Here is a 25,772-nt window from a genome sequence, read left to right as displayed (position 1 = left end):
TTCCAAGGTAAGAAAAAAGAATGTATTCTCACCTCTTTTGAACTTACTTATTGGATAACAGAAAGATTTTGTATTGTTAAAAAAATGTGCAAAACAGCTACTAGAATTTTAATGAGAAAACTTAAAAAAATAAACTGTTACTCGATATGTTGAGTAACAGTTTATTTTAAATATTTTATTAAAGATACAATGATACAAAATAACGATGTAAGTAAAAGCAACAGTCCCATATTCTTATTCTTTTTTTCATCCTTCTTAACATTTTGTATCCCCATACTAGCAAGCATAAAACCTAATAATAATTGCAAAATAAGCATGCTTTGCTTCGAATCATCATTCCAACTGTAAATAGAATAGCCCATTACAATAAAAGCGAGTATGAATGTGGTAATTCTAATCATAAAAACACCCCTATTTAATTCTATTGTTTTAACCTACTTACGATTCCAACAATAAACTTATATTCAGCTCTACTTTTTCTTGCGTTCTTAAACCCTTCTTTCGTATCAAAGATAAAACACGTTTTCCGAAACCAAATTCGTACATATAAAGACTCAAAATAAATAGGTTTTATAATTCCTTGTTCCTCAAATTCAGTTCCATCTTTATTTTCAGTTTCCGTTCGAACGAACCACCTATTTCCGATGCCAATTTCAATATACTTCACATATTCCACCTTCCGAAAATTATTTTCTAACTATTCTATTATTTCCCCGGCAAGCGCACATTCCGACAGAACATGAGCCCACAAAGAAAAAGTAGATTACAAAAATCTACTTTATAGCTTATATTTTTGCATTCGCTTATAAAATGTACTTCGAGGTACATCTAACAATTTTGCAGCTAATGAAACATTTCCGTTCGTCTTTTCTAGCGCTTCAATCATGCTATCACGCTGTATTTTTTCACGGAAATTTAATGTATGCTCCGTTTTATTTTCTACTTGCAATGCAAGTTGATGTTGATTTCCCATCATGGTTTGTAATAAAAAAGAAATTTGTTTTTCGCATATTTCCTGACCTTGCGACAAAATGTAAATACGTTCTAATACATTTAATAACTCTCGAATATTTCCGGGCCATGTATGCTGAGAAAATTGATTACAAATACTTTTTGGAAATACAACCTTCCAATCTTTTTGTTCACAAAAATGTTGTATGAAGTATGGAATATCCTCTTTTCTTTCCATTAACGATGGAACATATAGCGGATATACATGTAAACGATAATATAAATCTTGACGGAATTTCCCTTCTTCTACTAATCTCAGTAAATCTTTATGTGTCGCAGTAATAATACGAATATTTACTGGTACCTCTTTTGAACTACCAATTGGGGTTACTGTTCGTTCTTGTAAAACACGCAATAATGCGACTTGCATCTCTGGCGGTACTTCACCAATTTCGTCTAAAAATATTGTCCCTCCGTCTGCTTGTTCGAATTTCCCTTTATATCCTTGGCGCCGTGCACCTGTAAACGCTCCTTCAACATAACCGAACAATTCACTTTCCATTAATTCTTTCGGCAATGAACCACAGTTAACAGCTATAAAAGGACCATTTTTTCTTGGACTATTTTCATGAATCGCTCTCGCTACATATTCTTTCCCTACACCTGTTTCACCACAAACATATACACTAGCGTCAGTTGGAGATACAAGCTTAATTTCTTCTAAAGTATGTTGAAATGCATTGCTTGTCCCAATAACTCCAGGGAAAGTAATTCCGTTTATAAATGGAGAAGTTGAAAATACATTTCCTTGTTTATTTTCCTTTACATAAATACATTTCCCGATCATTCTTTCATTACTATATACTGGTACTTCTAATTTAGATTTCAATCCATATTGCATTAAAACTTCAAGTTTCATTCGTGACCAATTAGAAACACGTTCCCGAATCCTCTTACTAGCAGAAACGATAACATCACGATGATTACATATAACAACCTGTTCATCACTGTCAATTACATCTAAAAAACGATGGATTAAGTGTAGTTCGTTTTGATGCACTCGAATACTACATTCACGTTCAATCGCATGTGCAATCGAAGTTACCATCCCTAGCATATATGGATGTGAAAATTCAATTGGACAGGAGAAATCTAGAACTCCAATTAATTTCCCATCATCATTATGAATGGGAGCGGCCGCACAGCTCCAGCTATGAGATGCGATAGAATAATGCTCTGTACCACTTATCATAATAGCCTCTTCAATCTGTAACGCGGTTCCTATCGCATTTGTACCAACAGCTGCTTCCGTCCATTTCACACCTTCAATGAAATTAATATGTTTCGCTCGTTTTAACGTTTGTTGATTTCCACTTAACGATAGAACGTAACCGTTTGGATCAATTAATAATGCCATCATTTGCAGCTCATCAATGGTTTTCCTCATATTTTGTAATTGAGGTATTGCTATATCAAGGAAGATTTCACTCTTTTTCTTTTGATCTTGAAAAACATTAGAAGACAAAATTTTCTGACCTTTATTCATATGAGGATTCACATTTGCTTGTTTACATCGATGCCATGACTCTGAAATTCTTTCGTTCATACGGTTCGAATCAAGGATTCCTTCATCAACAAACTTTTTCCATGTATGTAAGTAAAACGGTGAAGCTAACATTGTATCATCTCCCTATTCATTATTTTGGAGATTTGTAAAAACATACTTTTATTATAAAACTGAATAAAAGCGTTTTCAATAAAACTAGAAAGACGACACAAATATGTTAATAATTTGAATATCTTAATGCACTTCTTTATTCTTTTTTAGTAAAACTATATTTTGTATAATAGACGCAAAGAAAATACATAACCAAAACCACTTTTGTGGAGTATCATTTATAAAGAAAACTATGACCGTTATTGCAAATAAAATGGTAGAAGCTAAACTAAAATATAATTTTGTTTTAATTCTCATAATCTCTCACTCCTCTATCACTTTACAGTACATACTAACTCTTCATTTTTTAACTCTAATATGTACTTCTGAAAAACATATTCTCTTCCGCCATGTTTTTCATACCAATCATGTATTCTTTTAATATGCATCTCGTCGCTTCTAATTTTCGATTCAATTTCTTTATACTGTTTATAACTATCATATTCCCATATGGCGAATATTTCAGTTGTACCATCATTATTATCTTTCATCCAGCGTCCTATTAGCCTGGAACCATGCTTTAACTGGTTAGGTAAGTTTGTGTTAGTAAAATGCTCATTAAATATTTCTACAAATTCATTTTTTACTATATAGTACTTTCTTCTGTAAAACATCCCACTACACCTCTTTTATGAATCTTCCCATTACAACCGTATTATAATACTTCCCATCCGACAGCTTTTTGTCATTTTTCAAAATACCTTCTACTTCAAAACCTAATTTTTTATAAAGTTGAATAGCTTTTTCATTTGTCTCTAGCACTTGTAATGATATCTTTTTCACTTCATTTTCATCAGCCCACTGAATAGATTGTTGCAAGAGACTTTTACCAATTCTATATCCCCAAAACTCTCTTAAAATACAAACACCAAATTCTACTTTATGAGTTAATCTCTTCAAATTTGATCCTTCACATCTTGAAAATCCCACGATTCGCTTGTCCACTTCTGCAACTAAAAAGAGATTTTTCGTCTCTTCACTATCTGTTTTTATTATTTTTTGAAAACCTATCTTATCTATAAATCCCTCTCCAGCTTCTCTATCCATATTTTCAGTTTCGCCATCGATCTGAGCTCTAATTTCCGATAACTGCTCAGCATCCGTTTCAGCTGTAGAACGAATTGTAAAAGTTAATCCATTTATATGAAACTCTTGTCCTTTTATAATCATTTCAAACTCCTTTTAAATGGGGGTTATTGACGCTATTATAATTTCTTTACCTTGTTTCTCAAATTGTTGAATCGTTTCTTTACTAGCCTCTTCATCTGTTATTATAAGGTCAATTTCTATTAGTGACTCTCCTTTAATAAAGCAGTCTATTCCGAGTTTATTATGAGGAGCTAAACAAATGTTTCTTCTAGCAATTTTACTTACTGTTTTTCCAAAATAAGCAACTTCCGGCGTTGCAGTACTTATACCATTCAATGAAATGCCCCCACCTGTAGAGAAATAAAGATCAATAGATAATCTACTTATCATTTCAGAGGCAATTGTATCTGTCATATTCCCTGATGGTTTCACCTTTCCACCAATTAAGTATGTATCAATGTTCTTATATTCCCGTAAGGTACTAGCAATTTCTAAAGAATTCGTAATCACTGTAAATGACATTTCAGGTAAGTATTTTAACATAGCATAATGAGTAGAAGCCCCGCCAATAAAAACGGAATCGCCTTCTTGTATGTAGGATACAGCAACTTTCGCAATCGCATCTTCCTCTATTGAACTATCACGATAACGTTTCGTTGGTTCGGCAGCTAAGTTTCTCACTCGCGTAAGTTCGATTGCACCTCCATGTGTTCTTTTTAACAAGCCATCCTTCTCCATAATAGACAAATCTCTTCTTATAGAATCAATAGACATATCGAAACTTTCCGCAAGATCTTTAGCAATTACCCTTCCACCTTTCTTAAGTAACTCCAAAATTTTCTCTCTACGCTCTTCAGTAAACATATACCCACCGCCGTTATTGAAGATTCTGAAATCTCATCCTTATTTTAATTATATGCATGTCTCTTCCGTTTTACAATATTTTCAATTCTTATTCACTCCGTTTTATTCAGCTTTTTCCCTCTTTCTATACCATTAACTTTATAACGAAATAAATGTATATTTGTATATTTCACAAACATACTTCCATTTAACTTCCTATTGATGTAAAATTATTCCTATGTTTTACTTTTTAACACAGAAAGGAATTATTATGAAATCTATAATTAAAGTAACTTGTACAGCATTATTATTTACAGGAATAATGGTAGGATGTAATGGTAGTACTACACCAAAACAAGAAAAGAGCGCTCTTGAAAAGGATGCAATGCATTATGGGGAAATATATAAAAATGAATACTATAGAGCAACTGTTGAAAATGCTAAATTCGAAAAAATAGACAAAGAGTGGCGTCTCACAGCTCGTGTTACTATGAATAATGCTCGTGCTGACGGACAAACGATAGATCTTTCAGAAATAAAATATTTCATAAAAGATGAAAAAACAGGTGAAAAACACGAAGGTGAAGTTATACAAAATGAAAATGCTAAAAAGGTTCCTTCTGAGTTTTCTTTAACTACCGACATTGTATTTAATATGAAAGCTTCTCCAAAAGATTTAAATAATATGTATTTATACATAGATAGCAAAGCTGCGCCGTTAACAGATACTTATTGGAAACTTGATAATTTAGCATCTAAATAAAAAACAGTCTTATAAGACTGTTTTTTTGTTTGTAAAGTTATAAAGTTTACTAGTTACCTATCTCAAGCAATACGTCTTTTGCACAAATTGTCACTTCTTCAAATGGGCAATCAAATAAAACACCCAATTCGAACCCTTCATTAGTAAGATCTATTTCATGACATAACCACCAAGCACCTTCAAAATCTTCCGGAATAGAACATTTCGTTACCCCTATAAAAGTTACTTGCAGTTTATCAAATTCACTGAAAGTACCACTGCAATCTAAAGTTATTATTAGCTTATCTTCTGACCTTCTTTCTACTGATTTGACTACACTGTCATGTAGTGAGTATTCATGTAGTTGAACGACATTCTGCGCAAGCTTTTCTTTTATAGTATTATAATTATCTAAATACGCTTGTTCTAAATCACTCATTCTTTTCTCATAATCTACTGTCCACTCAAGCGTAAGTTTCTTTAATTTTTCCGATGGGTATTCTGAATTAATTGTATTTTCATGAATGTATGGATGTAATGACTTAGGTAGACACTTTAATAGATCTTCTTTCTTTTCTTCCACGTCTTCTCTTAAACCTTGCTTGTAATCCATTCCTATCTTTTTGCTCTCTCGCAACAACTCTTCCCATTCTTCTACTGTTTCTGGGAAAATTAAAAATCCAGATACTTGCATTTCTTTATACCAATCTTTATTGAAATACTTCAATCGCTTCCCTCCTAAAACATTTTAACATCCAACAAAAGCAATACATCTATTTATTATATCATTCCAATAACTATTTTTTCTAAAGAAAAAATGCAAAACTGTAAATATTCCGCCTTTTATTTCTAAAACTTCAGAATATTTACAATAGTTAATAATTAGAATACATTTTACTAGTACAAAGTTTCACCTGTACAAAATCTAAACAAAAAGGGATGGTTATATGTTGAAGAAATTAGTAGCAGGTACACTAGTAGCGGGATTTGCATTCACTGGAGGACTAGGAGTAGCAAGTGCTGAAGAAAAAAGTAATGTAATTAAATCATTTGATTATTTAAAAGTTGATGAACAAAATGTTACTTCTTTTGCAAAATTAAGCGAGCAGGAGAAAAAAGACATCCAAATTACTATGGTCCTACCTGAGCAAAATGAAAATGGAGATTGGTTAGCTTACGGGTTTACTAGTAGAGAAACATTGGATGCTTATGTTGAAAAGGATAAAAAAGCGCTTAAAAATAAAATTAATCCTTTAGGTAGCGGTGCTGGTAGTACTGATTTTTATGAACATAAAGATAAAGGTGGCCAATATATTTACTGGAGCAGCGGTTTTAAAAACTTGCCTTCTAGCTGGAATGACAGAATTTCTTCTGTAAGTACAGCATCGCCTTCAGCAAGTTATTCAACGACACTTTGGGAGCATACTTCAACACAAGGATATGGAAAAGGTGTTGTATTCAAACATGCTGATTGGTACGGTAAAACTGCTAATTTAGCTGCTGATTGGAACGATATTACTTCAGCGATTGACGTTAAAAAGTAAAAAGTTATTTAATTTCTTCTATAAAAATCCAAACCACTATTCTCTCATTCATTTAGAGAATAGTGGTTTATTATATTTTCATTTAAGCATGTACAGCATGTCCTATAGCTTGTAATAACGCTTCATGAATCGCTTCAGATAAAGTTGGATGTGCTGCAATATAATCTCTCATAATATCAGCGGTAACTTCTGTATGAATCATTACAGTTCCTTGTCCGATTAGTTCCGTTGCACGAGGACCGATAATAGAAATCCCAACAATTTCTTGATATTTAGGTTCCACAATAACTTTTACTTTACCCGTTTGTTCTCCAATAATAAGCGCTTTTCCGTTCGCTGTAAAAGGAAATTCTCCGATAAGAATATCACCATATTGTTCTCTTGCATCTTTTTCGCTTAAACCAACACTTGCGATTTCTGGGGATGTGTATATACATCGAGGTACTGCATGATAGTTAACTTTTACATCTTCTCCGCTCGCATGTAATGCTGCTGTCATCCCTTCATGGAAGGCAACGTGAGCAAGTTGTATTCCACCAATCACATCACCTGCTGCGTAAATATGTGATCTGTTTGTTTGCATATGTTCATTCACATAAATTCCTTTATTTAAAAATTGAATACCTGCTTTTTCTAAACCTAATTCTTGTACACGTGGTTTTCGGCCGACAGAAACGATAACATATTCCGGATTGGCTTCTTGGATACTTCCTTCATATTCAAATGAAGCTTGCTTCTTATAATTATTTAATCCTTTTAAAGCAGCTCCTGTAAATATTTCTGCGCCATCATTTTCTAGTTTATCTCTTAAAATATGTGCGATATCTTCATCTTCACCAGGTAATAATTGCGATGCCCTTTCAACAATCGTAACTTTTGTTCCAAGACGACTATAAATACTTGCAAACTCGCAACCTATTACACCACCGCCAACGATTAGTAATGATTTTGGTATACTTTCTAGGGACATTGCATGGCTACTATTTAAAATCCACTTCCCATCAAATGGAGCAAAAGGTAATTCAGTCGGTTCTGATCCTGCCGCTATAATGAACTGTTCTCCATCTACTACATCCTCTTTATTATCGTTTGTAACTCGTACTCGGTGATCCGTTTCAAAATTCGCTTTACCTTGTATAACTTTTATTTTATTTTTCTTCATTAAATATTGAATTCCTTGGACGAGCTGCGTTACGATTTGTGATTTCCTCGCCTGTATTTGCTTCCAATCAATTGATATACTTCCATTGTTAAGTGCAATTCCATAATGATTCGCTTTTCTCACAATGTCATGCACTTCTGCACTTTCTAACAATGATTTCGTAGGCATACAACCAACATTTAAACAAGTCCCGCCAAGATCCGCTTCATCAATAAGAGTGACATCTTTCCCATTTTGAGCCGCGGTAATTGCTGCTACATAGCCAGCAGGTCCGCCTCCAATAACGACTAATTTACTCATTCTCTCACCTTCTCTTTATAAAAGAATTGTTACAGATTCTTCTAAATAACGTTTAATTGTGCGTAAAAATGCAGCTGCTGGTGCACCGTCTAGTACACGATGATCGAATGTTAAACTTAAAGGTAACATACTTCCTTTTCTTAATTTTTTCCCTTTATATACAGGGACATGTTCAATTGCACCAACACCTAAAATACCAGTCTCAGGTGTATTTAATACCGGCGTAAAATATTCAATACCGAAGCTACCTAAATTACTAATTGTAAAGGTTGTTCCTTGCATATCATCACTATTTAAACTGCCTGCTCGTGCCTTTTGTGCCACATTTTTAATTTCTTTAGATAACTCTACTAAAGATAAATGATTAGCAAAGCGAATAGCCGGAACGACTAATCCTTTTTCTAACGCGACTGCCATGCCTAAATGAACATGTTCAAATTGATGAATTGCATCATCTATATAAGCGCTGTTCATTTCTTTATGCTCCGCAAGTGCTAATACAACAGCGCGAGAAACGAAATCCGTAATGGTTAGTTTGTTATCGTATCGTTTTTGTACAACTTCCGCTATGTCTTTATGTAAAGCAACTAAATCTGTCACATCTACTTTCATCGTTAATGTTAATTGCGCACTATTTTGTAAGCTTGTATGCATACGGTTTGCGATTGCTTTCCGCATACCAGTAACAGGAATGACTTTACTTCCCTCTTGTTCAAGTATTTCTGGAATTGTAACTCTTTCCTCAAGTGCCTTTAAAACATCTACCTTTGTAATTCTTCCGCCAGGACCTGTACCAATTAATGATCTAATATCAAGATTTTCAGTTTTTGCAATTTTCTTCGCAACAGGAGATATTTTGACTCTTTGCTTCGTCACATCTATCGCATATTGTTCTGCATGTTGTAAAATTTTAGGTTCTGGATTCGGTGTTTTCTCTTCTTCAACATTTGTACTTTCATAGACATCTACTTTTTCGCTCGGTTTACCGATATAGCAAATTACAGTGCCAGGTGGAACTCCCTCATCTTCACTTACAGCTATGTCAAGAACAGTTCCATCAGCTGGTGCTTCTATTTCCGTTTCGATTTTTTCTGAGTTAATACTAGCAATTAGTTCACCTTTTTCTACATTATCACCTGCTTTAATATTCCAGCTCGTAATAATACCTTCTTTCATCGCCATACCTAACTTTGGCATTACAACTTCTACAGCCATAGTTCTCTCTCCCTTCTAATCGTTTCATTACACATGTAATAAAGATTGGTCTCCGATCATTTCTGATACAGTTTCAATTACTTTCTCCGGCGTTGGTAAATATAACTTTTCAAGTGGTGGTGAGAACGGAACTGGTGTATGTGGTGCTGTAATTCGTTTAATTGGTGCATCTAACAAATCGAATCCTTTATCCGCTACAATTGCTGCAATATCTGTTGCGATACTACATCTTGGATTTGCTTCGTCAATAACAATCAGGCGATTCGTTTTTTCAACAGATGCTAAAATCGTATCTTCATCCAGCGGTGATAAAGAACGTGGATCGATTACTTCTACTTCGAGTCCCTTTTTCGATAATTGCTTTGCAGCTGCAAGTGCTGTATGAACTTGTTTTCCAATTGCGACGATTGTTACATCAGAACCTTCACGTTTAATATCTGCTTTTCCTAAAGGAATTGTATAGTACCCTTCTGGCACTTCACCTTTCATATTGTAAAGTGTTTTATCTTCAAAGAAGATTACTGGATCATCATCTTCAATTGCCGCCAATAATAAGCCTTTTGCGTCATACGGAGTAGAAGGAACGACGACTTTTATACCTGGAATGCTCGTAAATAAAGCATATAAACTTTGTGAATGCTGCGCTGCTGCACTAAAACCAGCACCATGCATCGTACGTACTGTAACTGGTACTTTCGCTTTACCACCGAACATATAACGGAATTTTGCACCTTGGTTTAATATTTGATCAAGACAACTACCGATAAAGTCATTAAACATTAATTCAGCAATCGGACGTAATCCTGTTGCCGCAGCTGCCATCGCTGCTCCCATATAACCAGCTTCAGAAATTGGAGTATCTAAAATACGATTTCGGCCAAATTCTTGTACAAGTCCTTTCGTAACACCAAGAACACCGCCCCATGCTTCATCATCTTGCAAGTGATCAACTTGTGCACCTCCTGCAACGTCTTCTCCTATCAAAATTACATTTTCATCACGACGCATTGAAATTTTCATCGCTTCATTAATTGCAGTTGACATACTTACTGTTCTAGTCATTATTTTTCACCCTCCTCTTATTTGTAAGAAACGTATACATCTTTTAATAATTCTTCATCCTCTGGATATGGACTATTTTCACTAAATTCAATCGATCTTTGCACTGCTTCATCTACTGCCTTTTCCATATCCACAAGTTCGGATTCCGTTAATAAAGCTTCATGAATTAAATGCTTGCGGAAATGCACAATCGCATCTTTTTCATTTAAATGTTCTTCTTTTTCTTCCGCTGTTTTATACGTTTGTGCTTCTCCTTCAAAATGACCGTAATTACGATATGTCATGCATTCAATTAAAGTTGGGCCACCGCCATTACGTGCACGCTCAACAGCCTCTTCCGCCGCTTTATATACTGCTAATAGATCTTTTCCATCTACTTGAACACCCGGAATGTTATATGCTTTTGCACGATCAGCAATAGAGTTACAACTAGAAGCATATTCAAATGTCGTTGCTTCACCGTAACCGTTATTTTCTGCGATAAAAATAACTGGTAACTTCCAAATCGCTGCTAAATTAACCCCTTCATGGAATGTTCCTTCATTATTTGCTCCGTCACCGAAGAAGCAAACACTTACATCTTTCGTTCCTTTATATTTAGCTGTTAATGCTGAGCCGCAAGCAAGTGGAAAACCTCCGCCTACAATCCCATTTGCACCAAGCATTCCTTTATTTAAATCGGCAATATGCATGGAACCGCCTTTACCTTTACATAACCCTGTCACTTTCCCGAAAAGTTCAGCCATCATCCCGTTTAAATCACAGCCTTTTGCGATACAATGTCCATGTCCTCTATGCGTACTTGTAATACTGTCACTATCTGTTAAGTGGGCACATACACCAACTGCTACTGCTTCTTCACCAGCGTATAAATGAACGAAACCTGGCAGAACGCCTTGCGCGAACAATTCATGCACCTTGTCTTCAAACTTACGAATCTCTAACATTTTTTCATACATCCAACGAGCTTGTTCTTTCGTAATTTCATTCCCTTTACTTTCAGTTGTTTTTAACATGTCCAGCCCTCCTATTTTCTTGTTCATCTTTTATATTGCAAGTACTGTGCCAAATTCTAATCCTTGATTTCATGGGTTTTCTCATTTCTTTCATAATAAAAAAGTGGACAAAATGAGACATATGTCTCGTTTTGTCCACTTTTGTTCACCTAATTTGAGAATTATTATCTTATTCATTCTCAAAACTCTTCTGTAACTTCCGGATGTAAATAATTTGACCAATATGATAAGCATTATGAGTTGTTACATTCGCCAATATTTCCCACCACTTTGCGGAAACAGAAAATCCAACTACATCACTTTCCACCTTCTCTTCATTTATAAGCTTTTGCCATTGTAACAGTTTCTCTAGTAGTTTTTCTCTCAACTCATCGAAGGTTTGATTATTTGAAAGCATAAAACTTTTGTTATTATCACCAATAGCGGGCACGGCATCCACATTCGATTCTTTGTACCTAGTTTGCCACGTTGAATTCCAATACAGTAAATGTTGTACAATTTCAGCTATACTATTACTCTCTTCATTCGGTTTCCAGAAAGCTTCTCTCTCAGGTAGATCTTTCACTGCATCTGAAAATGGAATATACCAACTAGGATCGTTTGCATTCGCTAATAATTGATCTGCTAATACATCTTTCACATGTACCACTTTACGTCCTCCCTTTAAAAAGATTCATTTCATGACAATACTCACTTCTCTAAATACGCTGAGTTTGTAAGATTTCCTCTTTTTAAACGCAATCCCATACATATACATATAAAGAAACCGAACGCACCTAATCCATAAGCAGCTGTATAACCACTTGTTTCAATAATCCAGCCTGCAAGTCCTGGTCCAATCATTTGACCAACTGCATAAAAAACAGATATAAAACTAATTGCCATCGATACATACTTTTGGGATACTTGCTTTGATGCTGCAACTTGTATTAATAAAAGGATACCACCGAGGCTAGAACCCCAAATTATTGCCGATACGATAAAACCCATTATGTTTTCAAAAAGGATTGGCACCACATCACCTATTACAGCTAATATAAGTGCAATACATAACGTTTTCTTTATGCCAATCCGATCTGAAATCAATCCCCAGATAGGAGCTCCTACTATTGAAAACATACCGGCAATTGCATAAATAGTTCCTGACATCGCTGCCGAAATACCACTATCAATCATAAAACTAGTTTGATATAAATTCGGAATTAAGTAAACAATGCCCACAATAAAATACATCCATGCAATAACATATAGTTCTTTTGTTTTCCATAAAAACGATTTATAATTCCCTTTTTCCTCATCTTCGGTTACATCAGGATTTTTCAAAATAATTGAAGCGATACATACTACGATACATGTAATAACCCCAAACAAAAACCATACACCACGCCAACTGTACGCAGGAAATGTACGTACTACATAAGGAACAATTATTCCACTAAATAACATACCTATGCCAGCACCGCTTAATAACAGCCCCATTACAGTTCCTCTTTTGTCCGGAAACCATCCTACCGTTATTGACATGAGTGGTGTATATACTAAAGCACTACCAGCTCCAGCACATAGCATACAAATAGCGACTAGCCAAAATGAATAAACAAAGGCTAATCCCAATAAGCTTACAACAACAAGCCAACTCCCTATTAATAAAACGGATTTTGCGCCGAAACGGATAGTAAATATTCCAGATGTTCCTACAGTTAATAAATATCCTAAAAAAAGTATTGTTCCTAACATACCTGATTGAGCTGTAGATAAATGAAGTCCCTCTTGCATAAATGGCAATATAATTCCATATGCCATACGTGCAAAACCGGTTGTTGTTATAATAAGAAACATCCCAGTTAATACAAATAGCCAAAAATGACTTTCATTCCGCTCTTTCATTTAAATTCCTCCATAAAAAATTATTTCCAATTGGATGTTGTTTGTAATTATAATGACCATTACAAAAAGCAACTACCAAATAACGGAAGAATTTACGGTATAGCGGATTATTCCTGTTTTACGTTAATAAATACGTAAAAGTTTTGATGGATTCATTCCATACTTTTTACGAAATAACTCTGAAAAATGACTGACATTATTGTACCCAACTGCAAATGCCGTTTCGGTCACATTACTATTTCCCGAACGTAGTAAATCTATCGCATGTTCCATACGTTTTTCTCGTAAATATGCAAATGTGGACATCCCAAATAATTCTTTAAATCCAATTTTTAATTTATAATCATTTAATCCTACTATTTTAGCCAATTCTAATAATGATGGGGGTGATTCCATTCGTTGAAGTAAAATTTCTTCAGCCTGTTTTATTTTATTCAAATCCTTTTTTGATAATTGACTCCTTTTATTTGCGTCACAATCATTAAGCAACACTCTCCCAAAATGTATAGAAAGCAATTCGAGCGCTTTACTTTCTAATTCTAGTTGACTAATACGATCCTTTTGGGGAGGCTCTATCATTTTCTTAATAAGATTAGATGTTATAGAATCAATTGGATTTTGAAACTTTTTAAAAGATTGATTTCCTAATATAGAATGAAAATCAAGACTTTTTTCAATAGCATTATTCATCATGAAATGATTAAATAATTGTACAGGAATCCCAATTGCTAATGAATATAGAGGCCTTTCTTTTTCATATTCAAATAACACATCAAAATCATTCATAAAATATAAATAACTATTTCCAGTCATTAATTCATACGCGGAATGACCAACTTGCACTTCTCCGAACCCTTGTAAACAAAAATTAAGCTCAACCATTGCTGCATCAGATGCAAACTGGATGCGATAATTTTTATGAAATTGATAATTTGATAACACAATTTCCATTCCTGAAAATGAAGTCCATCTTCGTATTTCACCCTTACCTATTGTTTTGGGCATATTCATATGCCTTTCCTCTACAACTTGTAAACCATGAAAGTATTTATGAAAAATATCATGAAAACCGTTAGTCTCCATGAAATCCACACTCCTTTTATGTGAAAACTAAATTTAATTGATAACCATTTTCAATTATAACAAATATCTTTATACAATAAATAGATTTTATCCCCATAACTCGTTATGATAAAAGAAAAAGAAAGCTGGCGGAAAATGGATAAAAAAATCGCAGTTATAACTGGGGCTTCAAGTGGTTTCGGTCTTTTAACAACACTTGAGCTTGCGAAAAAAGACTATTTAGTCATAGCTACAATGCGAAACCTTAATAAACGAGAAGTTTTAATATCTCAAGCTACTCAACTCAACTTACAACAAAACATAACAGTTCAACAATTAGATGTAACCAATCAAAATTCTATACATAACTTTCAATTATATTTAAAAGAAATAAACAGAGTAGACCTACTGATTAATAATGCAGGATATGCAAATGGGGGCTTTGTAGAAGAAATTCCAGTAGAGGAATACCGTAAACAATTTGAAACGAACCTTTTTGGAGCTGTATCAATTACTCAACTTGTATTACCTTATATGAGAGTACAAAAAAGTGGGAAAATCATTAATATAAGCAGCATTAGTGGTCAAGTTGGATTCCCTGGTCTATCCCCTTACGTTTCTTCAAAATATGCGTTAGAAGGCTGGAGTGAATCACTTCGTTTAGAAGTAAAACCGTTCGGAATAGATGTTGCTTTAATTGAACCTGGTTCTTATAACACAAATATTTGGGAAGTTGGTAAACAACTAGCTACAAACCAATCTGATAGACCTTCTCCTTACAAAGAATATATGGTTAAAATACAAAAACATATTAATAGCGGCAGTGATACATTTGGTAATCCGATAGATGTTGCTAATAAAATTGTAGAGATTGCTGAATCTAAGCGTACGAAATTACGATATCCGATTGGAAAAGGTGTAAAATTTATGATCTTTGCGAAGAAGATTCTTCCTTGGAGATTGTGGGAATACCTTGTTTTGAGAAGCTTTAAGAAAATGTAGTTTACTTTTTTGATAACATTTTGAAAGAGGTGCTAATCAAATGTTAGGTTTACCGTTTGGAAAAATGTTTTTAGTTCCATGGACTGAAGAATGGCAAATTGAGTTTATGAAAGAAAAACAACTCATTGAAGAACAAATTGGCAAACATATTTTAGCGATACACCATATTGGTAGTACCTCTATTCCACATTTAAGTGCAAAGCCAATTATTGATATTGCAATCGAACTAGAAAATTATACGGACGGTTTAACATGTATAAAAAAGTTAGAACTACTAAACTATAAATACAGAAAAGATGTACTGCCTGAACGATATTATTTTAATAAAGGAGAACCACGAACTCATCAAATTCATATGTATGAACAAGGCAATACATATTTAATAGAACAATTACAATTCAGAGCTTACTTAATTGACAATAAAACTTCTCGTATACAGTATGAACAGTTAAAGGTTCAACTTTCACAAGCTAATCCTAATGAAAAACATCAATATGCAGAGGATAAAACAAATTTCGTTACATCCATTTTAGCTAAAATAAATGGTAAATTTAAACAAGAAACCATTTACTACTAAATGGTTTCTTATTTATTAGTTAACTCTTGATTTGTACCATTAATAATCACCTTATTATGCAGCAGGTGGAACGAAATAAACTAGTATTGAGAGCATCAATATAAATGCAACCATTCCCGTTATCGAAAGTATATATTCTTTTGATTCTCTATCATACTTCCATTCCATCCATGCTCTTAAAGCCAATGATATCCCTAAATAAGTGAACATAACATAAGCCATTTTAGAGTTTTCAAATTTAAACATATAATAACAACTACCTATTATATAAATAATCATAAGCCCTATTTCCAATTTTACATGTAAACTATTCACATGCTTATATCCAAATAATCCTCTTTTTTCCGCATTCAACTTTCTTCTTAAAAACTGTTCTAAAAAGTAACCACCTATAGGCAGTCCAATAATAATAATAATAATAATCAAGATTGTAGAGGTACTCATTGTTGTTCCCCTCCTATTACTTTATTTATTTTTAGAAATAAAGTGGACTATATTTCGGTTATTCTCTTCTAAATAACTTACAATCCCTTCAGGATATGTGGGCTTCTCCTTTAATTCATTTATACTTTTCCAAGTTAATATAATATCCTCATATTCTTTATGTCTTATTTCATTTGTTATTCTCTCTTTAACAGATCCCCAATGCATCAATGTGCAATGATGTCCTTTTTCGTTATTCCACTTGAAAATATCCTCATTTACAACGGCTAACTCTTGAACATCAATCTTCAAATCGTATTCTTCTATTAATTCTCGTATTATTGCTTCTTTTGATGTTTCACCAAATTCAATAGAACCGCCTGGAAAACGATAAAATGTTCCCCTTAAATCACATTGAACAAGCACTTTAGAATGGTCTTCATTTAAAATCATTACTTCAGCACATAATTTAGGATTTTTCATTTGTCTCCCCATTCATTCCACATATGATTAAATCCAATAGTTATAAAAGAATAGATTAATCATAATTCCTGTTATTATTAATAATGGAACTGTTCCTAAAGAAATGACATATTCCCTCGACTCTTTATCATATTTCCACTCCATATATGATTGAAAGCAGTATAAAGTTATTAAAAATAATATGGGTAAATTACTAATATAAATAGGATTTAAAGTGGCACATATCATCGTTACTATTATATAAGAAATGATAAGAGCCCTAATGCCCCATTTATGAGCGTTGTTTACATATTTACTATTCCAGTCAGTTTGTTTCGGTATATTTAATTTTTTTCTCACTACTTTTTCCAAAATAACTAATAATATGATCCATAATACTAATAAAATCCCTTTAACTAAAAGCAGTGATGTCTCCTCCTTTACCTTTTATCCGGTTGATCACTCGGATAAGTAGCATTCTCTTTGTTTTCAACGTCCCAACTAATAATTGTCGCACTATCTCGTCCGAATTGATGATGAACTTGCTCTAATACATGATGAACACTTTCTTCAAGTTCTATATTATTTCTATTCATATCATTATACAGATTCAATGGTGTTTCATAATGACGTTCCCCACATTCTAATACCCCATCTGTAACCATTACAATTCGATTCTTTCCAGCACGTAATTCACGAATTCCTGTTGAATAGCAAGGGACTGGTAAATGAAATGTATTTACATTTCCAATCCATTCGTAAAAATGGCGTTGATTTAATGCATATTGTCCTAACTTATGTAACTCTTCATGAAATACATAAACTAAACAATCACCAATAGATAACCACCATATGTAGTTTTCTTTTCTTACACATATTAAGCACGCTGTTTCACCTTTTAATTTTTTGCACTTTTCTTTAAATGAGGGGGATTTAAAGATTGTAAGTAGATGATTTTCAACCGATCGAAATACTGTATCAATCGATTCATTCAACATTGCTTTTATATGTTCATATTCTTTTTGGATTGTATTTACTACTAAATCAACACTTTCCGCACTATTATGTCCATCTAAAATAGCTGCAAATTCCCAATCACCATTCGACCAAACTAACGCACCATCTTCATTCTTTTTTGCTCCAGCACTTATATTCCCGCCATATGCACCGAGTACGATATCACCATATTGTTTTACTGAAACTTCGTCTAAACACATCTTCTTATTTCCAACCCATGAACATTGTCTATTATTTGTTGTATGCATATTCACTCACCATATACTTTCGTATTCTTTCGCATAGTTTTTTGATTTTTTCTGCGTCACCATATGGTGCACCAGTCCATTTCGCTACTTCAGTCGGTGACCAAAACTCTTTGGGTGTATTTAGATAACGCGGTATAATGTGCATATGCGTATGTGGTACACCATTCCCTGAAACAAAAGTGTAAATATGTTCTGCACCTTCACTTTCTTTTAGCGCTTTACTTACTCTACTTGTTATAAGTCCGAACACTTTCGCTTCTTCATCTGTTAGTTCAGCAAGACCAGGTACATGTCTTTTTATATCTATCATTACATAACCAAGGTATGTTTCTTCACTATCCCAGTGGACATGTCCTACGTAAACGAGTTCATCTTCGTAAATAGCTCCACCTAGAACTATTATGTTTCCTCTATGTTTTTCGCAAATAAAGCAGTTTTGTTCTACTTGATTGTTTGTTGACATATCCATCACCATCCTTTTTATTTATAATATCATAAAAAAGGAAAAACAGGATTTATATTCCAAAAATCCATTTAACGGGGTAATTTTTGAAATGACTTTAATACTCACTTTTTCTTCAAAAATGCAACTCCAATTACGATTCCTATCACAATTCCGATTACCAAATTATTAGTAAAAAACCCTTGAAACACACCGATTACAACCCCTATACCGATACCTATTGCCAAGGCTTCATTTCTTTTATTATTTTTAGCCAAAATTGCATCTCCTCCCATCATTTCTCCCTAAATAACATACATTTACTTGAATGTATTAATATATTCACTACCTCACTTGAATATTTCCAAAAAATGCACCTTAACTTCACATAATAATATTTTCCATTTTCTGTACATACTCCTTTTATCATAATAAAATTTCAAGTAACCATTAATTATACATAGGCATTTACTATAAAAAAGCTTCGTAATTTATTGAAGGAGGAAAGGTTTAAATGCATCCTCACTGGAATCCAAATATAAATCAACAATATGTGTATTCCCCACATCCCGTAAGAAATACACTGCATCATGATTCACAATATATGATGCAGCATATCGCAAGTCTTGAAAGTCAATTAGCGAAATTAATCTCATTAATCGAAGAGAATAATCATTTAATTAAATCAATGGAACAACAACAAAACCATGTTTGTGCACCAGCTGGTAGTTCTGTTATCGTTCGTATGTAATTTTTCCGAACAAAAAACACACTTTGTTATAATAAAGTGTGTTTTCCTTTTATCTTCTTTTTTGATGAAACCCTTGTGTAATACGGTCTAGTATAATTGCAATGACAACAATAGCTAGTCCGGCTTCAAATCCCATTCCGATATTAACTTGTGTTACAGAGCGGTATACATCAACTCCAAGACCTGGCGCTCCTACAAGAGATGCTGTTACTACCATCGATAAAGAAAGCATAATACTTTGGTTCACACCAGCCATGATTGTTCCAGTTGCGAGTGGTAATTGTACTTTAAATAATTTTTGTGATGCAGTAGAGCCAAACGCATTCGCTGCTTCAATTAAATCTTCTGGAACTTGTCTAATTCCTAAGTCAGTAAAACGAATTGTCGGTGGCATTGCAAAGATTACGGATGCGATAATCCCAGGCACTACACCTACTCCGAAAAATGTAATTGCAGGAATAAGATATACGAAAGCCGGCATTGTTTGCATAAAGTCTAATGTCGGTTTTAAAAATTTTGAGAAGCGTTCATTTTGAGAAGCTAAAATTCCGATTGGGATTCCTAAAATAATTGAAATAATAACAGACGTAAGTACAAGTGCTAATGTTTGCATCGTCTGTGCCCAGTAGTTAATATTTAAAATAAATAATAAACCGATGAGTGTAAAAATAATTAAAGATACCTTTCTCGTTGTGTACCAAATGAGGAAACAAAGGATAATAATCATCAATATGGCCGGTATTATTGTTAAAAAATTAGTGAGTAAATCAACGAATCCACCGATAATATAAGAGAATCCTCGGAATAAGCCTTCAAGATTCTCATATAAACTTGCAACAAATGAATCGACCCATTCCCCTAATGGAATACGTGGTATACTACTCATCGTCTTTCACCTCTTCCTCAATATTACCTGCAAGAGCTTGAATGACACTTTCGCGTTTAATAATTCCTCTTAGCCTTTTCTTCTCATCAATTACGGGTAACGGATATTTCATCTCCGCCATTTTTGCATATGTTTCTTCCAGTAAAGTATCTAAATACACGTGCGGAATATCGTTTAGTAATAAATCAGCAATTGGCCATTGTTTTTGAACGGCTTTACTCGCATCATCCGCAGTTAATATACCTAAAAACTCATACTTTTTGTTAACAACATATACAGTTGAAACACCTGCATTTCTCATAATCTGTAGTGCTACACGTGGTCCACGATCAATTAATAAAGTCTCTGGTCGTTTTAATATAGATTCCGCCGTAATTACTTTTCCTAAATTTACGTCCGCAACAAACTTCTCAACAAATTCATTCGCTGGACTCATCATAATTTCTTCCGGCGTTCCAATTTGAACAATCTCTCCATCTTTCATTAACGCAATCCGATCGCCAATTCGAAGCGCTTCATCTAAATCATGCGTAATAAATATAATTGTTTTCTCCATTTTATCTTGTAGCTCTAACAATTCATCTTGCATTTCTTTGCGAATCAGTGGATCTAATGCACTAAATGACTCATCCATTAACAATACATCTGGATTATTTGTTAATGCCCTTGCGATTCCAACACGCTGCTGCATACCGCCACTAAGTTGACTCGGATAATTATCTTTATGATGATCGAGTCCTACTAACTGTAGCGATTCTAATGCTTTATTTTCTCGTTCCTCTACTGGAACTCCTTGAATTTCTAACCCGTACGCAACATTTTGTATCACTGTACGGTGAGGGAATAAAGCGAATTTTTGAAACACCATGCTCATCTTCGTTCTTCTCACTCTTCGCAACTCTTCTTTTCCCATCGTTGCGATATCTTCACCATCTATGTATATATGCCCCGCCGTTGGTCTAATTAATTGGTTTAACATACGGACCAACGTAGATTTTCCGCTACCAGACAAACCCATAATTACAAAAATTTCTCCCGTGTATACTTCAAACGTTGCCTTTTTCACACCAACGTTCATTCCTGTCTCTTTTAAAATTTCCGATTTGCTTTTTCCTTCTTTTAATAAAGACAGCGCTCTTTGCGGGTGTTTCCCAAATACTTTTGTTACGTTTTCAACACGCACCTTTGTATTATCCATGTCACTACTCCTTTTCTACCCATCTATTCATATAGTGTTGCGATTTTACAAAGAAATATTACATAAAAATGACATTCATAAGATTTCTTTAAAATTCGCGTTTCCGTTCATAATAAGAATGCTTACTTATACATTTATTTAAAAAGGCAAACGTTTCTTAGGAGGGTTTCGATGAAAAAGAAAATATGGCTTATATGCCTTGCATTATTTATTACTATGATTTTCTCTTCATGTAATGCAACAAATGCAAATTCGAAAGGAAAAATTAAACTTGGTGTAACAAGTTGGAAAGAAAACATTGCAACTGCAAACATGTGGAAAGTTCTATTAGAACAAAAAGGCTATAAAGTTGAACTCATGTATTTAGAAAAAGCTGCGATTTGGACTGGCGTTGCTCGTGGTGATGTGGATGCGAATTTAGAAGTATGGCTACCCGTTACGGATAAACCGCTAAATGCTCGTTATAAAGATGATATTGTCTTAAAATCCAAATGGTATGAGGGTACTGGGCTAGGCTTAGTCGTCCCTTCTTATGTGAAAAACATAAACAGTATCGAAGATTTAAATGCTCATAAAGATGAGCTAGATAACAAAATTGTCGGTATCGAACCCGGTAGTAGTCTTATGAATTTAACAAATAAAGCAATGAAGGAATATGATATAAAACTAAAGCTTGTCCAATCTTCTGAAGCTGCGATGATGAGTGAACTAAAGAAAGCATATAAGAAAAAGAAACCAATCGCTGTTACGCTTTGGAATCCGCATTGGGGCTTTTCAGAATTTGACTTAAAATATTTAAAAGACCCTAAAAAAGTATATGGTGAAAAAGATGACATTTATTACTCTGTTCGTAAAGGTTTCGAAAAAGATCATCCGGATATCGTGAAATACTTTGACAAATGGAAAATGAATGATGAGCAGCTTGGCACATTAATGGTCACGTTAAATAAAACGAAAGATCCCGAAGAAGCTGCACGAAAATGGATTGAAAAAAATCAAGCACTAGTTGATGAATGGGTAAAAGATTAATAAAACAGGCTAGAGGATTAGCATATCCTCTAGCCTGTTTTTATCTTATTTTTTTGTAACAACATCATCTACAATCCCATACTCCTTTGCCTCTTCAGCAGTCATAAAATAATCTCTTTCTGTATCATGTGCTACTCTTTCAATCGATTGCCCCGTTTTTTCTGCAATCATTTTATTAATATCACGCTTTAACTTTAGTATTCTTTTCGCTGTTATTTCAATTTCTGTTGCCTGTCCTTGCGCACCACCAAGTGGCTGATGAATCATAATTTCACTGTTAGGGAGTGCAAATCGTTTTCCTTTTGCACCTGATAATAATAACAATGCACCAAATGATGCTGCAAATCCCATACAAAGTGTTTGCACATCTGGTTTGATTAGATTCATCGTATCTAATATGGCAAAACCTGCTGTCGTTGAACCACCTGGGCTGTTGATGTATAAATAAATATCTTTCTCTGCATCTTCCGCTTCTAAAAATAATAATTGAGCTACGACACTACTCGCTACTTGATCATTAATTTCTGAACCGATAATAATAATGCGGTCTTTTAATAACCTTGAATATATATCATAGGAACGTTCTCCTAATTTCGTTTGTTCTACCACATATGGAATTGCATTCATTTTAAATCCCTCCAATAATTGTTATGCCGCTAAAAGCATACAACTGTAAGAAGAAGGTTTTTTCGCATTAAATAATAAGACTGGCTGTTTAGATGGTAACTTAGTAAAATCTATTGTCGGAAGAAGCTTAGTTAACAATTCCGGCCTTTCTTCCCGAATAGACGTTACTACAACTTCAATATCATCTGTGAATTCGACTATCTCAATCCCTTCTTCACTTACAGTTTTCAGCCTATTTCTACTCCGAAATAAAGAAGCTTTCACTGCACCTTCTGATACGGAACATACTTTAGCAATATCAGCTATACTATATTGAAACACATCTTTTAATAGTAAAATTGCGGATTGCTGTACATTTAATGACGATAATACTTTCCCTACCATTTCATGCAAATCTGCAATGTTCTCTTGTGGGGCATCAAAAATAATTTGTTTCTTTATTTTTTCATGAACTGATTTTGATTTCATCTGGTCTATCCAGCGATTTCTAGCTATTTTATATACAAGCGTCATACAAATATCTTTCTTACTATATTTTTGAAGAACTTTACAAACCGTTTCTTGGGCAAGATCTTCGCCGTCCCATTTATTTTTCGTTAAAAATGTACAATACCTTTTCAACTCTCCGTATTGCTCAATTAAAAAGTTTATATCTGAATGATTTATATCGATATGATTCTTTAAAATATGAGTTACTTTTGTGCACAAAATAACCACTCCTTTTCAGCGCTTACTTAATTAACGATTCAACAAATAAAAAAGTTACGGGGCATATAAAAAAATTATGTTTATGTTCAATAATTCGCGGTCATAAATATGTTATGTACAATTTTACTTGAGGAGGAATAAATTTGCCAAAATTAACAATTGAAGGTGCGGGAACTTTCGATGTGAAAGAAGGCACAAAGTTAGTATTAGCGATCGAAGATAACGGTGTACACATTCTCCATCGCTGCGGCGGGAAAGCCCGCTGTACAACTTGTAGAGTAGAAATTATAGCAGGTGAGTTTTGTGAAGCCAGTTCTAATGAAAAAAATGCGATTACAGAAAAAGGAATTGAAGATCACTTACGTTTATCATGCCAAATGCACGTACATAAAGATATAGTCGTTCGTCCTATACTTACAGTAGAAAATTCAGGTCTTGATGCAGGCCCACGTCCAGCAGAATGATATGCTAAATTTCAAACAGCTCGCTGGTGAATATGCTGCTAACTTTGTAAAAGATGGGATGAAAGTTGGACTTGGTACAGGTTCTACTGTATATTGGACGATACAAAAATTAGGTGAGCGTGTAAAAGAAGGATTATCATTTCAAGCTGTACCAACGTCAAAAGAAACGGAATTATTAGCTAAACAACTAAATATCTCTCTAATTTCGTTAAACGACGTACAAAGTCTTGATCTTACAATTGATGGAGCGGATGAAATTGATGCTAATTTACAGCTTATAAAAGGTGGTGGTGGCGCATTACTTCGCGAGAAAATTGTTGCCACTTCCTCCAAAGAACTAATTATTATTGCTGATGAATCGAAACTTGTAACACATTTAGGTACTTTCCCATTACCTGTTGAAATTATACCTTTTTCATGGAAACAAACCGAAAGGAAAATTCAATCTTTAGGTTGTCAAACAACGTTACGTTTAAAAAATAATGAAACGTTTTTTACCGATAACAATAACATGATTATTGATTGTATATTCCCTCATAACATAACTAATCCTGCCAATTTACACACTCAATTAAAAATGATTACAGGTGTAGTTGAAACAGGGTTGTTTGTTAATATGACTAGTAAGGCGATTATTGGAACAAAAAATGGGATAAAGGAATTATAATGAAAGCTGACTCTTACAGTCAGCTTTTTATATTTTCTCTTTATTGTGTATCATTATGATATACTATGAAAACAAAAGCACATCACACTAGAAAGGGCTGAACAATTTGCACTCCAAACTCATAACAGAACTTACAGATTTAGAAACTGCCTTTCATATTCGAAAAGAAGTATTTGTAAAGGAACAAAATGTACCTCTTGAAGATGAATTCGATACATTCGATGAAATCGGTGAGGAATGTAAACATATTTTAGTTTATTATAACGAGCTTCCTGTAGGTACAGGTCGTATACGATTTGTTGAGGGCGCAGGAAAATTAGAACGTATTTGTATTTTAAAAGACTATCGTAAATACGGATTAGGTAAAGTCATCATTCAAATGTTAGAAGAAATTGCTCGTAATGAACAAGCTACAAAAGTGAAATTACACGGGCAAACACAAGCTGAAGGATTTTATAGGAAATTAGGCTACGAAACTTCTTCTGATATATTTATGGAAGATGGTATTCCACATATACTTATGATGAAAGTGTTATCATAATAGAAAGATGGCTATATTGTTTATTCATATAGTCACCTTTCTGTATCTTATTCACTTGAAAGCAAAGAACCTAGCATACATAGTCTTAAAAGAACCTTAATGAATTGGCGTTCTCTAGTTTTCTATTCGCACTATATTCT

General features: G+C 33.9%; 33 protein-coding genes. 9 read left to right on the top strand and 24 right to left on the bottom strand.

Annotated features, from left to right (window positions below):
• Window positions 1-161: 161 nt before the first annotated feature.
• The 6 genes from DN393_RS12945 to DN393_RS12920 all read right to left on the bottom strand — a co-directional run bounded on the left by DN393_RS12945 (window position 162) and on the right by DN393_RS12920 (window position 4,621).
• A complete protein-coding gene (locus tag DN393_RS12945) occupies window positions 162-401 on the bottom strand; it encodes a DUF3953 domain-containing protein (RefSeq protein ID WP_064475465.1) in 240 nt (79 codons plus the stop codon).
• A 20-nt stretch (window positions 402-421) separates the two neighbouring features.
• On the bottom strand, window positions 422-667 hold the full coding sequence (locus DN393_RS12940) for a DUF3977 family protein (RefSeq protein WP_064475466.1): 246 nt from the start codon (window positions 665-667) through the stop codon (window positions 422-424).
• Between the two features lie 111 nt (window positions 668-778).
• Entirely contained in the window at window positions 779-2,629 is a 1,851-nt protein-coding gene (locus tag DN393_RS12935) for a sigma-54-dependent Fis family transcriptional regulator (protein ID WP_064475467.1), read from the bottom strand.
• A 314-nt stretch (window positions 2,630-2,943) separates the two neighbouring features.
• Complete coding sequence (locus DN393_RS12930) at window positions 2,944-3,282, bottom strand: NIPSNAP family protein (RefSeq protein WP_064475468.1); 339 nt, start codon at window positions 3,280-3,282, stop codon at window positions 2,944-2,946.
• A gap of 4 nt (window positions 3,283-3,286) precedes the next feature.
• On the bottom strand, window positions 3,287-3,838 hold the full coding sequence (locus DN393_RS12925) for a GNAT family N-acetyltransferase (protein WP_064475469.1): 552 nt from the start codon (window positions 3,836-3,838) through the stop codon (window positions 3,287-3,289).
• A 12-nt stretch (window positions 3,839-3,850) separates the two neighbouring features.
• Complete coding sequence (locus DN393_RS12920; protein WP_064475470.1) at window positions 3,851-4,621, bottom strand: DeoR/GlpR family DNA-binding transcription regulator; 771 nt, start codon at window positions 4,619-4,621, stop codon at window positions 3,851-3,853.
• Between the two features lie 250 nt (window positions 4,622-4,871).
• Between DN393_RS12920 and DN393_RS12915 the strand changes: the two genes are divergently transcribed.
• A complete protein-coding gene (locus DN393_RS12915; protein WP_149173564.1) occupies window positions 4,872-5,363 on the top strand; it encodes a hypothetical protein in 492 nt (163 codons plus the stop codon).
• A gap of 49 nt (window positions 5,364-5,412) precedes the next feature.
• Here the strand turns inward: DN393_RS12915 and DN393_RS12910 are convergent, their stop codons facing one another.
• A complete protein-coding gene (locus tag DN393_RS12910) occupies window positions 5,413-6,069 on the bottom strand; it encodes a DUF4085 family protein (protein WP_064475472.1) in 657 nt (218 codons plus the stop codon).
• Between the two features lie 220 nt (window positions 6,070-6,289).
• Here DN393_RS12910 and DN393_RS12905 point away from each other — a divergent pair, with 220 nt between their 5' ends.
• Window positions 6,290-6,886: a hypothetical protein gene (locus DN393_RS12905; protein ID WP_064475473.1), complete on the top strand. Its 597-nt coding sequence runs from the start codon at window positions 6,290-6,292 to the stop codon at window positions 6,884-6,886.
• Between the two features lie 82 nt (window positions 6,887-6,968).
• On the opposite strand, the gene lpdA is transcribed toward DN393_RS12905, so the two are convergent.
• The 7 genes from lpdA to DN393_RS12870 all read right to left on the bottom strand — a co-directional run bounded on the left by lpdA (window position 6,969) and on the right by DN393_RS12870 (window position 14,611).
• A complete protein-coding gene (lpdA, locus tag DN393_RS12900) occupies window positions 6,969-8,348 on the bottom strand; it encodes a dihydrolipoyl dehydrogenase (RefSeq protein WP_149173563.1) in 1,380 nt (459 codons plus the stop codon).
• Window positions 8,349-8,363: 15 nt separating this feature from the next.
• Window positions 8,364-9,563 (bottom strand): dihydrolipoamide acetyltransferase family protein, encoded by a 1,200-nt coding sequence (locus tag DN393_RS12895; protein ID WP_064475475.1) that lies wholly within the window; start codon window positions 9,561-9,563, stop codon window positions 8,364-8,366.
• Between the two features lie 27 nt (window positions 9,564-9,590).
• On the bottom strand, window positions 9,591-10,625 hold the full coding sequence (acoB, locus tag DN393_RS12890; RefSeq protein ID WP_064475476.1) for an acetoin:2,6-dichlorophenolindophenol oxidoreductase subunit beta: 1,035 nt from the start codon (window positions 10,623-10,625) through the stop codon (window positions 9,591-9,593).
• Between the two features lie 17 nt (window positions 10,626-10,642).
• Complete coding sequence (gene acoA, locus DN393_RS12885) at window positions 10,643-11,641, bottom strand: acetoin:2,6-dichlorophenolindophenol oxidoreductase subunit alpha (RefSeq protein ID WP_064475477.1); 999 nt, start codon at window positions 11,639-11,641, stop codon at window positions 10,643-10,645.
• Between the two features lie 169 nt (window positions 11,642-11,810).
• Window positions 11,811-12,290: a DinB family protein gene (locus DN393_RS12880; RefSeq protein WP_048560849.1), complete on the bottom strand. Its 480-nt coding sequence runs from the start codon at window positions 12,288-12,290 to the stop codon at window positions 11,811-11,813.
• A gap of 41 nt (window positions 12,291-12,331) precedes the next feature.
• Window positions 12,332-13,528 (bottom strand): MFS transporter, encoded by a 1,197-nt coding sequence (locus DN393_RS12875; protein WP_064475478.1) that lies wholly within the window; start codon window positions 13,526-13,528, stop codon window positions 12,332-12,334.
• Window positions 13,529-13,651: 123 nt separating this feature from the next.
• The gene (locus tag DN393_RS12870; protein WP_064475479.1) at window positions 13,652-14,611 is read right to left on the bottom strand and encodes a helix-turn-helix domain-containing protein; all 960 of its coding nucleotides are present in this window, start codon (window positions 14,609-14,611) and stop codon (window positions 13,652-13,654) included.
• A gap of 135 nt (window positions 14,612-14,746) precedes the next feature.
• Between DN393_RS12870 and DN393_RS12865 the strand changes: the two genes are divergently transcribed.
• Window positions 14,747-15,592, top strand: a complete 846-nt coding sequence (locus tag DN393_RS12865; protein ID WP_064475480.1) for an oxidoreductase — start codon at window positions 14,747-14,749, stop codon at window positions 15,590-15,592.
• Between the two features lie 40 nt (window positions 15,593-15,632).
• Entirely contained in the window at window positions 15,633-16,169 is a 537-nt protein-coding gene (locus DN393_RS12860) for a GrpB family protein (protein ID WP_149173562.1), read from the top strand.
• A 54-nt stretch (window positions 16,170-16,223) separates the two neighbouring features.
• Here the strand turns inward: DN393_RS12860 and DN393_RS12855 are convergent, their stop codons facing one another.
• From DN393_RS12855 to DN393_RS12830, 6 genes are all read right to left on the bottom strand, one after another.
• Entirely contained in the window at window positions 16,224-16,613 is a 390-nt protein-coding gene (locus DN393_RS12855) for a DUF4181 domain-containing protein (RefSeq protein ID WP_149173561.1), read from the bottom strand.
• Window positions 16,614-16,634: 21 nt separating this feature from the next.
• Window positions 16,635-17,075, bottom strand: coding sequence for an NUDIX domain-containing protein (locus tag DN393_RS12850; protein ID WP_149173560.1), 441 nt, complete (start codon window positions 17,073-17,075; stop codon window positions 16,635-16,637).
• A 27-nt stretch (window positions 17,076-17,102) separates the two neighbouring features.
• The gene (locus DN393_RS12845; RefSeq protein WP_081257260.1) at window positions 17,103-17,426 is read right to left on the bottom strand and encodes a DUF4181 domain-containing protein; all 324 of its coding nucleotides are present in this window, start codon (window positions 17,424-17,426) and stop codon (window positions 17,103-17,105) included.
• A 68-nt stretch (window positions 17,427-17,494) separates the two neighbouring features.
• Window positions 17,495-18,319, bottom strand: a complete 825-nt coding sequence (locus DN393_RS12840) for a PP2C family serine/threonine-protein phosphatase (protein WP_098102848.1) — start codon at window positions 18,317-18,319, stop codon at window positions 17,495-17,497.
• A complete protein-coding gene (locus tag DN393_RS12835) occupies window positions 18,303-18,794 on the bottom strand; it encodes an HIT family protein (RefSeq protein ID WP_149173559.1) in 492 nt (163 codons plus the stop codon). Before DN393_RS12835 ends, DN393_RS12840 begins: the two co-directional genes overlap by 17 nt.
• Before the next feature lie 92 nt (window positions 18,795-18,886).
• A complete protein-coding gene (locus DN393_RS12830) occupies window positions 18,887-19,057 on the bottom strand; it encodes a glycine zipper domain-containing protein (protein WP_064475484.1) in 171 nt (56 codons plus the stop codon).
• Window positions 19,058-19,275: 218 nt separating this feature from the next.
• Here DN393_RS12830 and DN393_RS12825 point away from each other — a divergent pair, with 218 nt between their 5' ends.
• Window positions 19,276-19,512: a hypothetical protein gene (locus tag DN393_RS12825; RefSeq protein WP_149173558.1), complete on the top strand. Its 237-nt coding sequence runs from the start codon at window positions 19,276-19,278 to the stop codon at window positions 19,510-19,512.
• A gap of 49 nt (window positions 19,513-19,561) precedes the next feature.
• Here the strand turns inward: DN393_RS12825 and DN393_RS12820 are convergent, their stop codons facing one another.
• The gene (locus DN393_RS12820) at window positions 19,562-20,398 is read right to left on the bottom strand and encodes an ABC transporter permease (protein WP_064475486.1); all 837 of its coding nucleotides are present in this window, start codon (window positions 20,396-20,398) and stop codon (window positions 19,562-19,564) included.
• Window positions 20,391-21,596, bottom strand: coding sequence for a quaternary amine ABC transporter ATP-binding protein (locus DN393_RS12815; RefSeq protein ID WP_064475487.1), 1,206 nt, complete (start codon window positions 21,594-21,596; stop codon window positions 20,391-20,393). Before DN393_RS12815 ends, DN393_RS12820 begins: the two co-directional genes overlap by 8 nt.
• A 171-nt stretch (window positions 21,597-21,767) precedes the next feature.
• Here DN393_RS12815 and DN393_RS12810 point away from each other — a divergent pair, with 171 nt between their 5' ends.
• Window positions 21,768-22,625, top strand: a complete 858-nt coding sequence (locus tag DN393_RS12810; RefSeq protein ID WP_064475488.1) for a glycine betaine ABC transporter substrate-binding protein — start codon at window positions 21,768-21,770, stop codon at window positions 22,623-22,625.
• 45 nt (window positions 22,626-22,670) lie between these two features.
• Here DN393_RS12810 and clpP read toward each other — a convergent pair whose 3' ends face one another.
• Together clpP and DN393_RS12800 are read right to left on the bottom strand one after the other, a co-directional pair.
• Complete coding sequence (clpP, locus tag DN393_RS12805) at window positions 22,671-23,252, bottom strand: ATP-dependent Clp endopeptidase proteolytic subunit ClpP (RefSeq protein WP_000991621.1); 582 nt, start codon at window positions 23,250-23,252, stop codon at window positions 22,671-22,673.
• A gap of 21 nt (window positions 23,253-23,273) precedes the next feature.
• Window positions 23,274-23,960 carry an RNA polymerase subunit sigma-70 gene (locus DN393_RS12800; protein ID WP_149173557.1) on the bottom strand — a complete coding sequence of 229 codons (687 nt, stop codon included), beginning with the start codon at window positions 23,958-23,960 and terminating at the stop codon, window positions 23,274-23,276.
• A gap of 143 nt (window positions 23,961-24,103) precedes the next feature.
• Here DN393_RS12800 and DN393_RS12795 point away from each other — a divergent pair, with 143 nt between their 5' ends.
• The 3 genes from DN393_RS12795 (at window position 24,104) to DN393_RS12785 (ending at window position 25,632) form a co-directional block, all read left to right on the top strand.
• Window positions 24,104-24,424 (top strand): 2Fe-2S iron-sulfur cluster-binding protein, encoded by a 321-nt coding sequence (locus DN393_RS12795; protein WP_001125375.1) that lies wholly within the window; start codon window positions 24,104-24,106, stop codon window positions 24,422-24,424.
• Window position 24,425: 1 nt separating this feature from the next.
• Window positions 24,426-25,091: a ribose 5-phosphate isomerase A gene (gene rpiA, locus DN393_RS12790; RefSeq protein WP_064475490.1), complete on the top strand. Its 666-nt coding sequence runs from the start codon at window positions 24,426-24,428 to the stop codon at window positions 25,089-25,091.
• A 106-nt stretch (window positions 25,092-25,197) separates the two neighbouring features.
• Window positions 25,198-25,632, top strand: coding sequence for a GNAT family N-acetyltransferase (locus tag DN393_RS12785; protein WP_048560834.1), 435 nt, complete (start codon window positions 25,198-25,200; stop codon window positions 25,630-25,632).
• Window positions 25,633-25,772 lie beyond the last annotated feature (140 nt).

The sequence above is a fragment of the Bacillus sp. BPN334 genome (genome assembly GCF_008368885.1).
GTDB classification, from domain to species: Bacteria; Bacillota; Bacilli; order Bacillales; family Bacillaceae_G; genus Bacillus_A; species Bacillus_A wiedmannii.
Note: the sequence above shows the minus strand (reverse complement) of the source record. Positions and strands in the feature narration are given on the sequence as shown.

Excerpts from the sequence above, each read along its gene's own strand:
- DN393_RS12945 (WP_064475465.1), bottom strand. The coding sequence starts at position 401 with ATGATTAGAATTACCACATTCATACTCGCTTTTATTGTAATGGGCTAT.
- DN393_RS12935 (WP_064475467.1), bottom strand. The coding sequence starts at position 2,629 with ATGTTAGCTTCACCGTTTTACTTACATACATGGAAAAAGTTTGTTGAT.
- DN393_RS12930 (WP_064475468.1), bottom strand. The coding sequence starts at position 3,282 with ATGTTTTACAGAAGAAAGTACTATATAGTAAAAAATGAATTTGTAGAA.
- DN393_RS12925 (WP_064475469.1), bottom strand. The coding sequence starts at position 3,838 with ATGATTATAAAAGGACAAGAGTTTCATATAAATGGATTAACTTTTACA.
- DN393_RS12920 (WP_064475470.1), bottom strand. The coding sequence starts at position 4,621 with ATGTTTACTGAAGAGCGTAGAGAGAAAATTTTGGAGTTACTTAAGAAA.
- DN393_RS12915 (WP_149173564.1), top strand. The coding sequence starts at position 4,872 with ATGAAATCTATAATTAAAGTAACTTGTACAGCATTATTATTTACAGGA.
- DN393_RS12905 (WP_064475473.1), top strand. The coding sequence starts at position 6,290 with ATGTTGAAGAAATTAGTAGCAGGTACACTAGTAGCGGGATTTGCATTC.
- lpdA (WP_149173563.1), bottom strand. The coding sequence starts at position 8,348 with ATGAGTAAATTAGTCGTTATTGGAGGCGGACCTGCTGGCTATGTAGCA.
- DN393_RS12895 (WP_064475475.1), bottom strand. The coding sequence starts at position 9,563 with ATGGCTGTAGAAGTTGTAATGCCAAAGTTAGGTATGGCGATGAAAGAA.
- acoB (WP_064475476.1), bottom strand. The coding sequence starts at position 10,625 with ATGACTAGAACAGTAAGTATGTCAACTGCAATTAATGAAGCGATGAAA.
- acoA (WP_064475477.1), bottom strand. The coding sequence starts at position 11,641 with ATGTTAAAAACAACTGAAAGTAAAGGGAATGAAATTACGAAAGAACAA.
- DN393_RS12875 (WP_064475478.1), bottom strand. The coding sequence starts at position 13,528 with ATGAAAGAGCGGAATGAAAGTCATTTTTGGCTATTTGTATTAACTGGG.
- DN393_RS12870 (WP_064475479.1), bottom strand. The coding sequence starts at position 14,611 with ATGGAGACTAACGGTTTTCATGATATTTTTCATAAATACTTTCATGGT.
- DN393_RS12865 (WP_064475480.1), top strand. The coding sequence starts at position 14,747 with ATGGATAAAAAAATCGCAGTTATAACTGGGGCTTCAAGTGGTTTCGGT.
- DN393_RS12860 (WP_149173562.1), top strand. The coding sequence starts at position 15,633 with ATGTTAGGTTTACCGTTTGGAAAAATGTTTTTAGTTCCATGGACTGAA.
- DN393_RS12855 (WP_149173561.1), bottom strand. The coding sequence starts at position 16,613 with ATGAGTACCTCTACAATCTTGATTATTATTATTATTATTATTGGACTG.
- DN393_RS12850 (WP_149173560.1), bottom strand. The coding sequence starts at position 17,075 with ATGAAAAATCCTAAATTATGTGCTGAAGTAATGATTTTAAATGAAGAC.
- DN393_RS12840 (WP_098102848.1), bottom strand. The coding sequence starts at position 18,319 with ATGCATACAACAAATAATAGACAATGTTCATGGGTTGGAAATAAGAAG.
- DN393_RS12835 (WP_149173559.1), bottom strand. The coding sequence starts at position 18,794 with ATGGTGATGGATATGTCAACAAACAATCAAGTAGAACAAAACTGCTTT.
- DN393_RS12830 (WP_064475484.1), bottom strand. The coding sequence starts at position 19,057 with ATGGGAGGAGATGCAATTTTGGCTAAAAATAATAAAAGAAATGAAGCC.
- DN393_RS12825 (WP_149173558.1), top strand. The coding sequence starts at position 19,276 with ATGCATCCTCACTGGAATCCAAATATAAATCAACAATATGTGTATTCC.
- DN393_RS12820 (WP_064475486.1), bottom strand. The coding sequence starts at position 20,398 with ATGAGTAGTATACCACGTATTCCATTAGGGGAATGGGTCGATTCATTT.
- DN393_RS12815 (WP_064475487.1), bottom strand. The coding sequence starts at position 21,596 with ATGGATAATACAAAGGTGCGTGTTGAAAACGTAACAAAAGTATTTGGG.
- DN393_RS12810 (WP_064475488.1), top strand. The coding sequence starts at position 21,768 with ATGAAAAAGAAAATATGGCTTATATGCCTTGCATTATTTATTACTATG.
- clpP (WP_000991621.1), bottom strand. The coding sequence starts at position 23,252 with ATGAATGCAATTCCATATGTGGTAGAACAAACGAAATTAGGAGAACGT.
- rpiA (WP_064475490.1), top strand. The coding sequence starts at position 24,426 with ATGCTAAATTTCAAACAGCTCGCTGGTGAATATGCTGCTAACTTTGTA.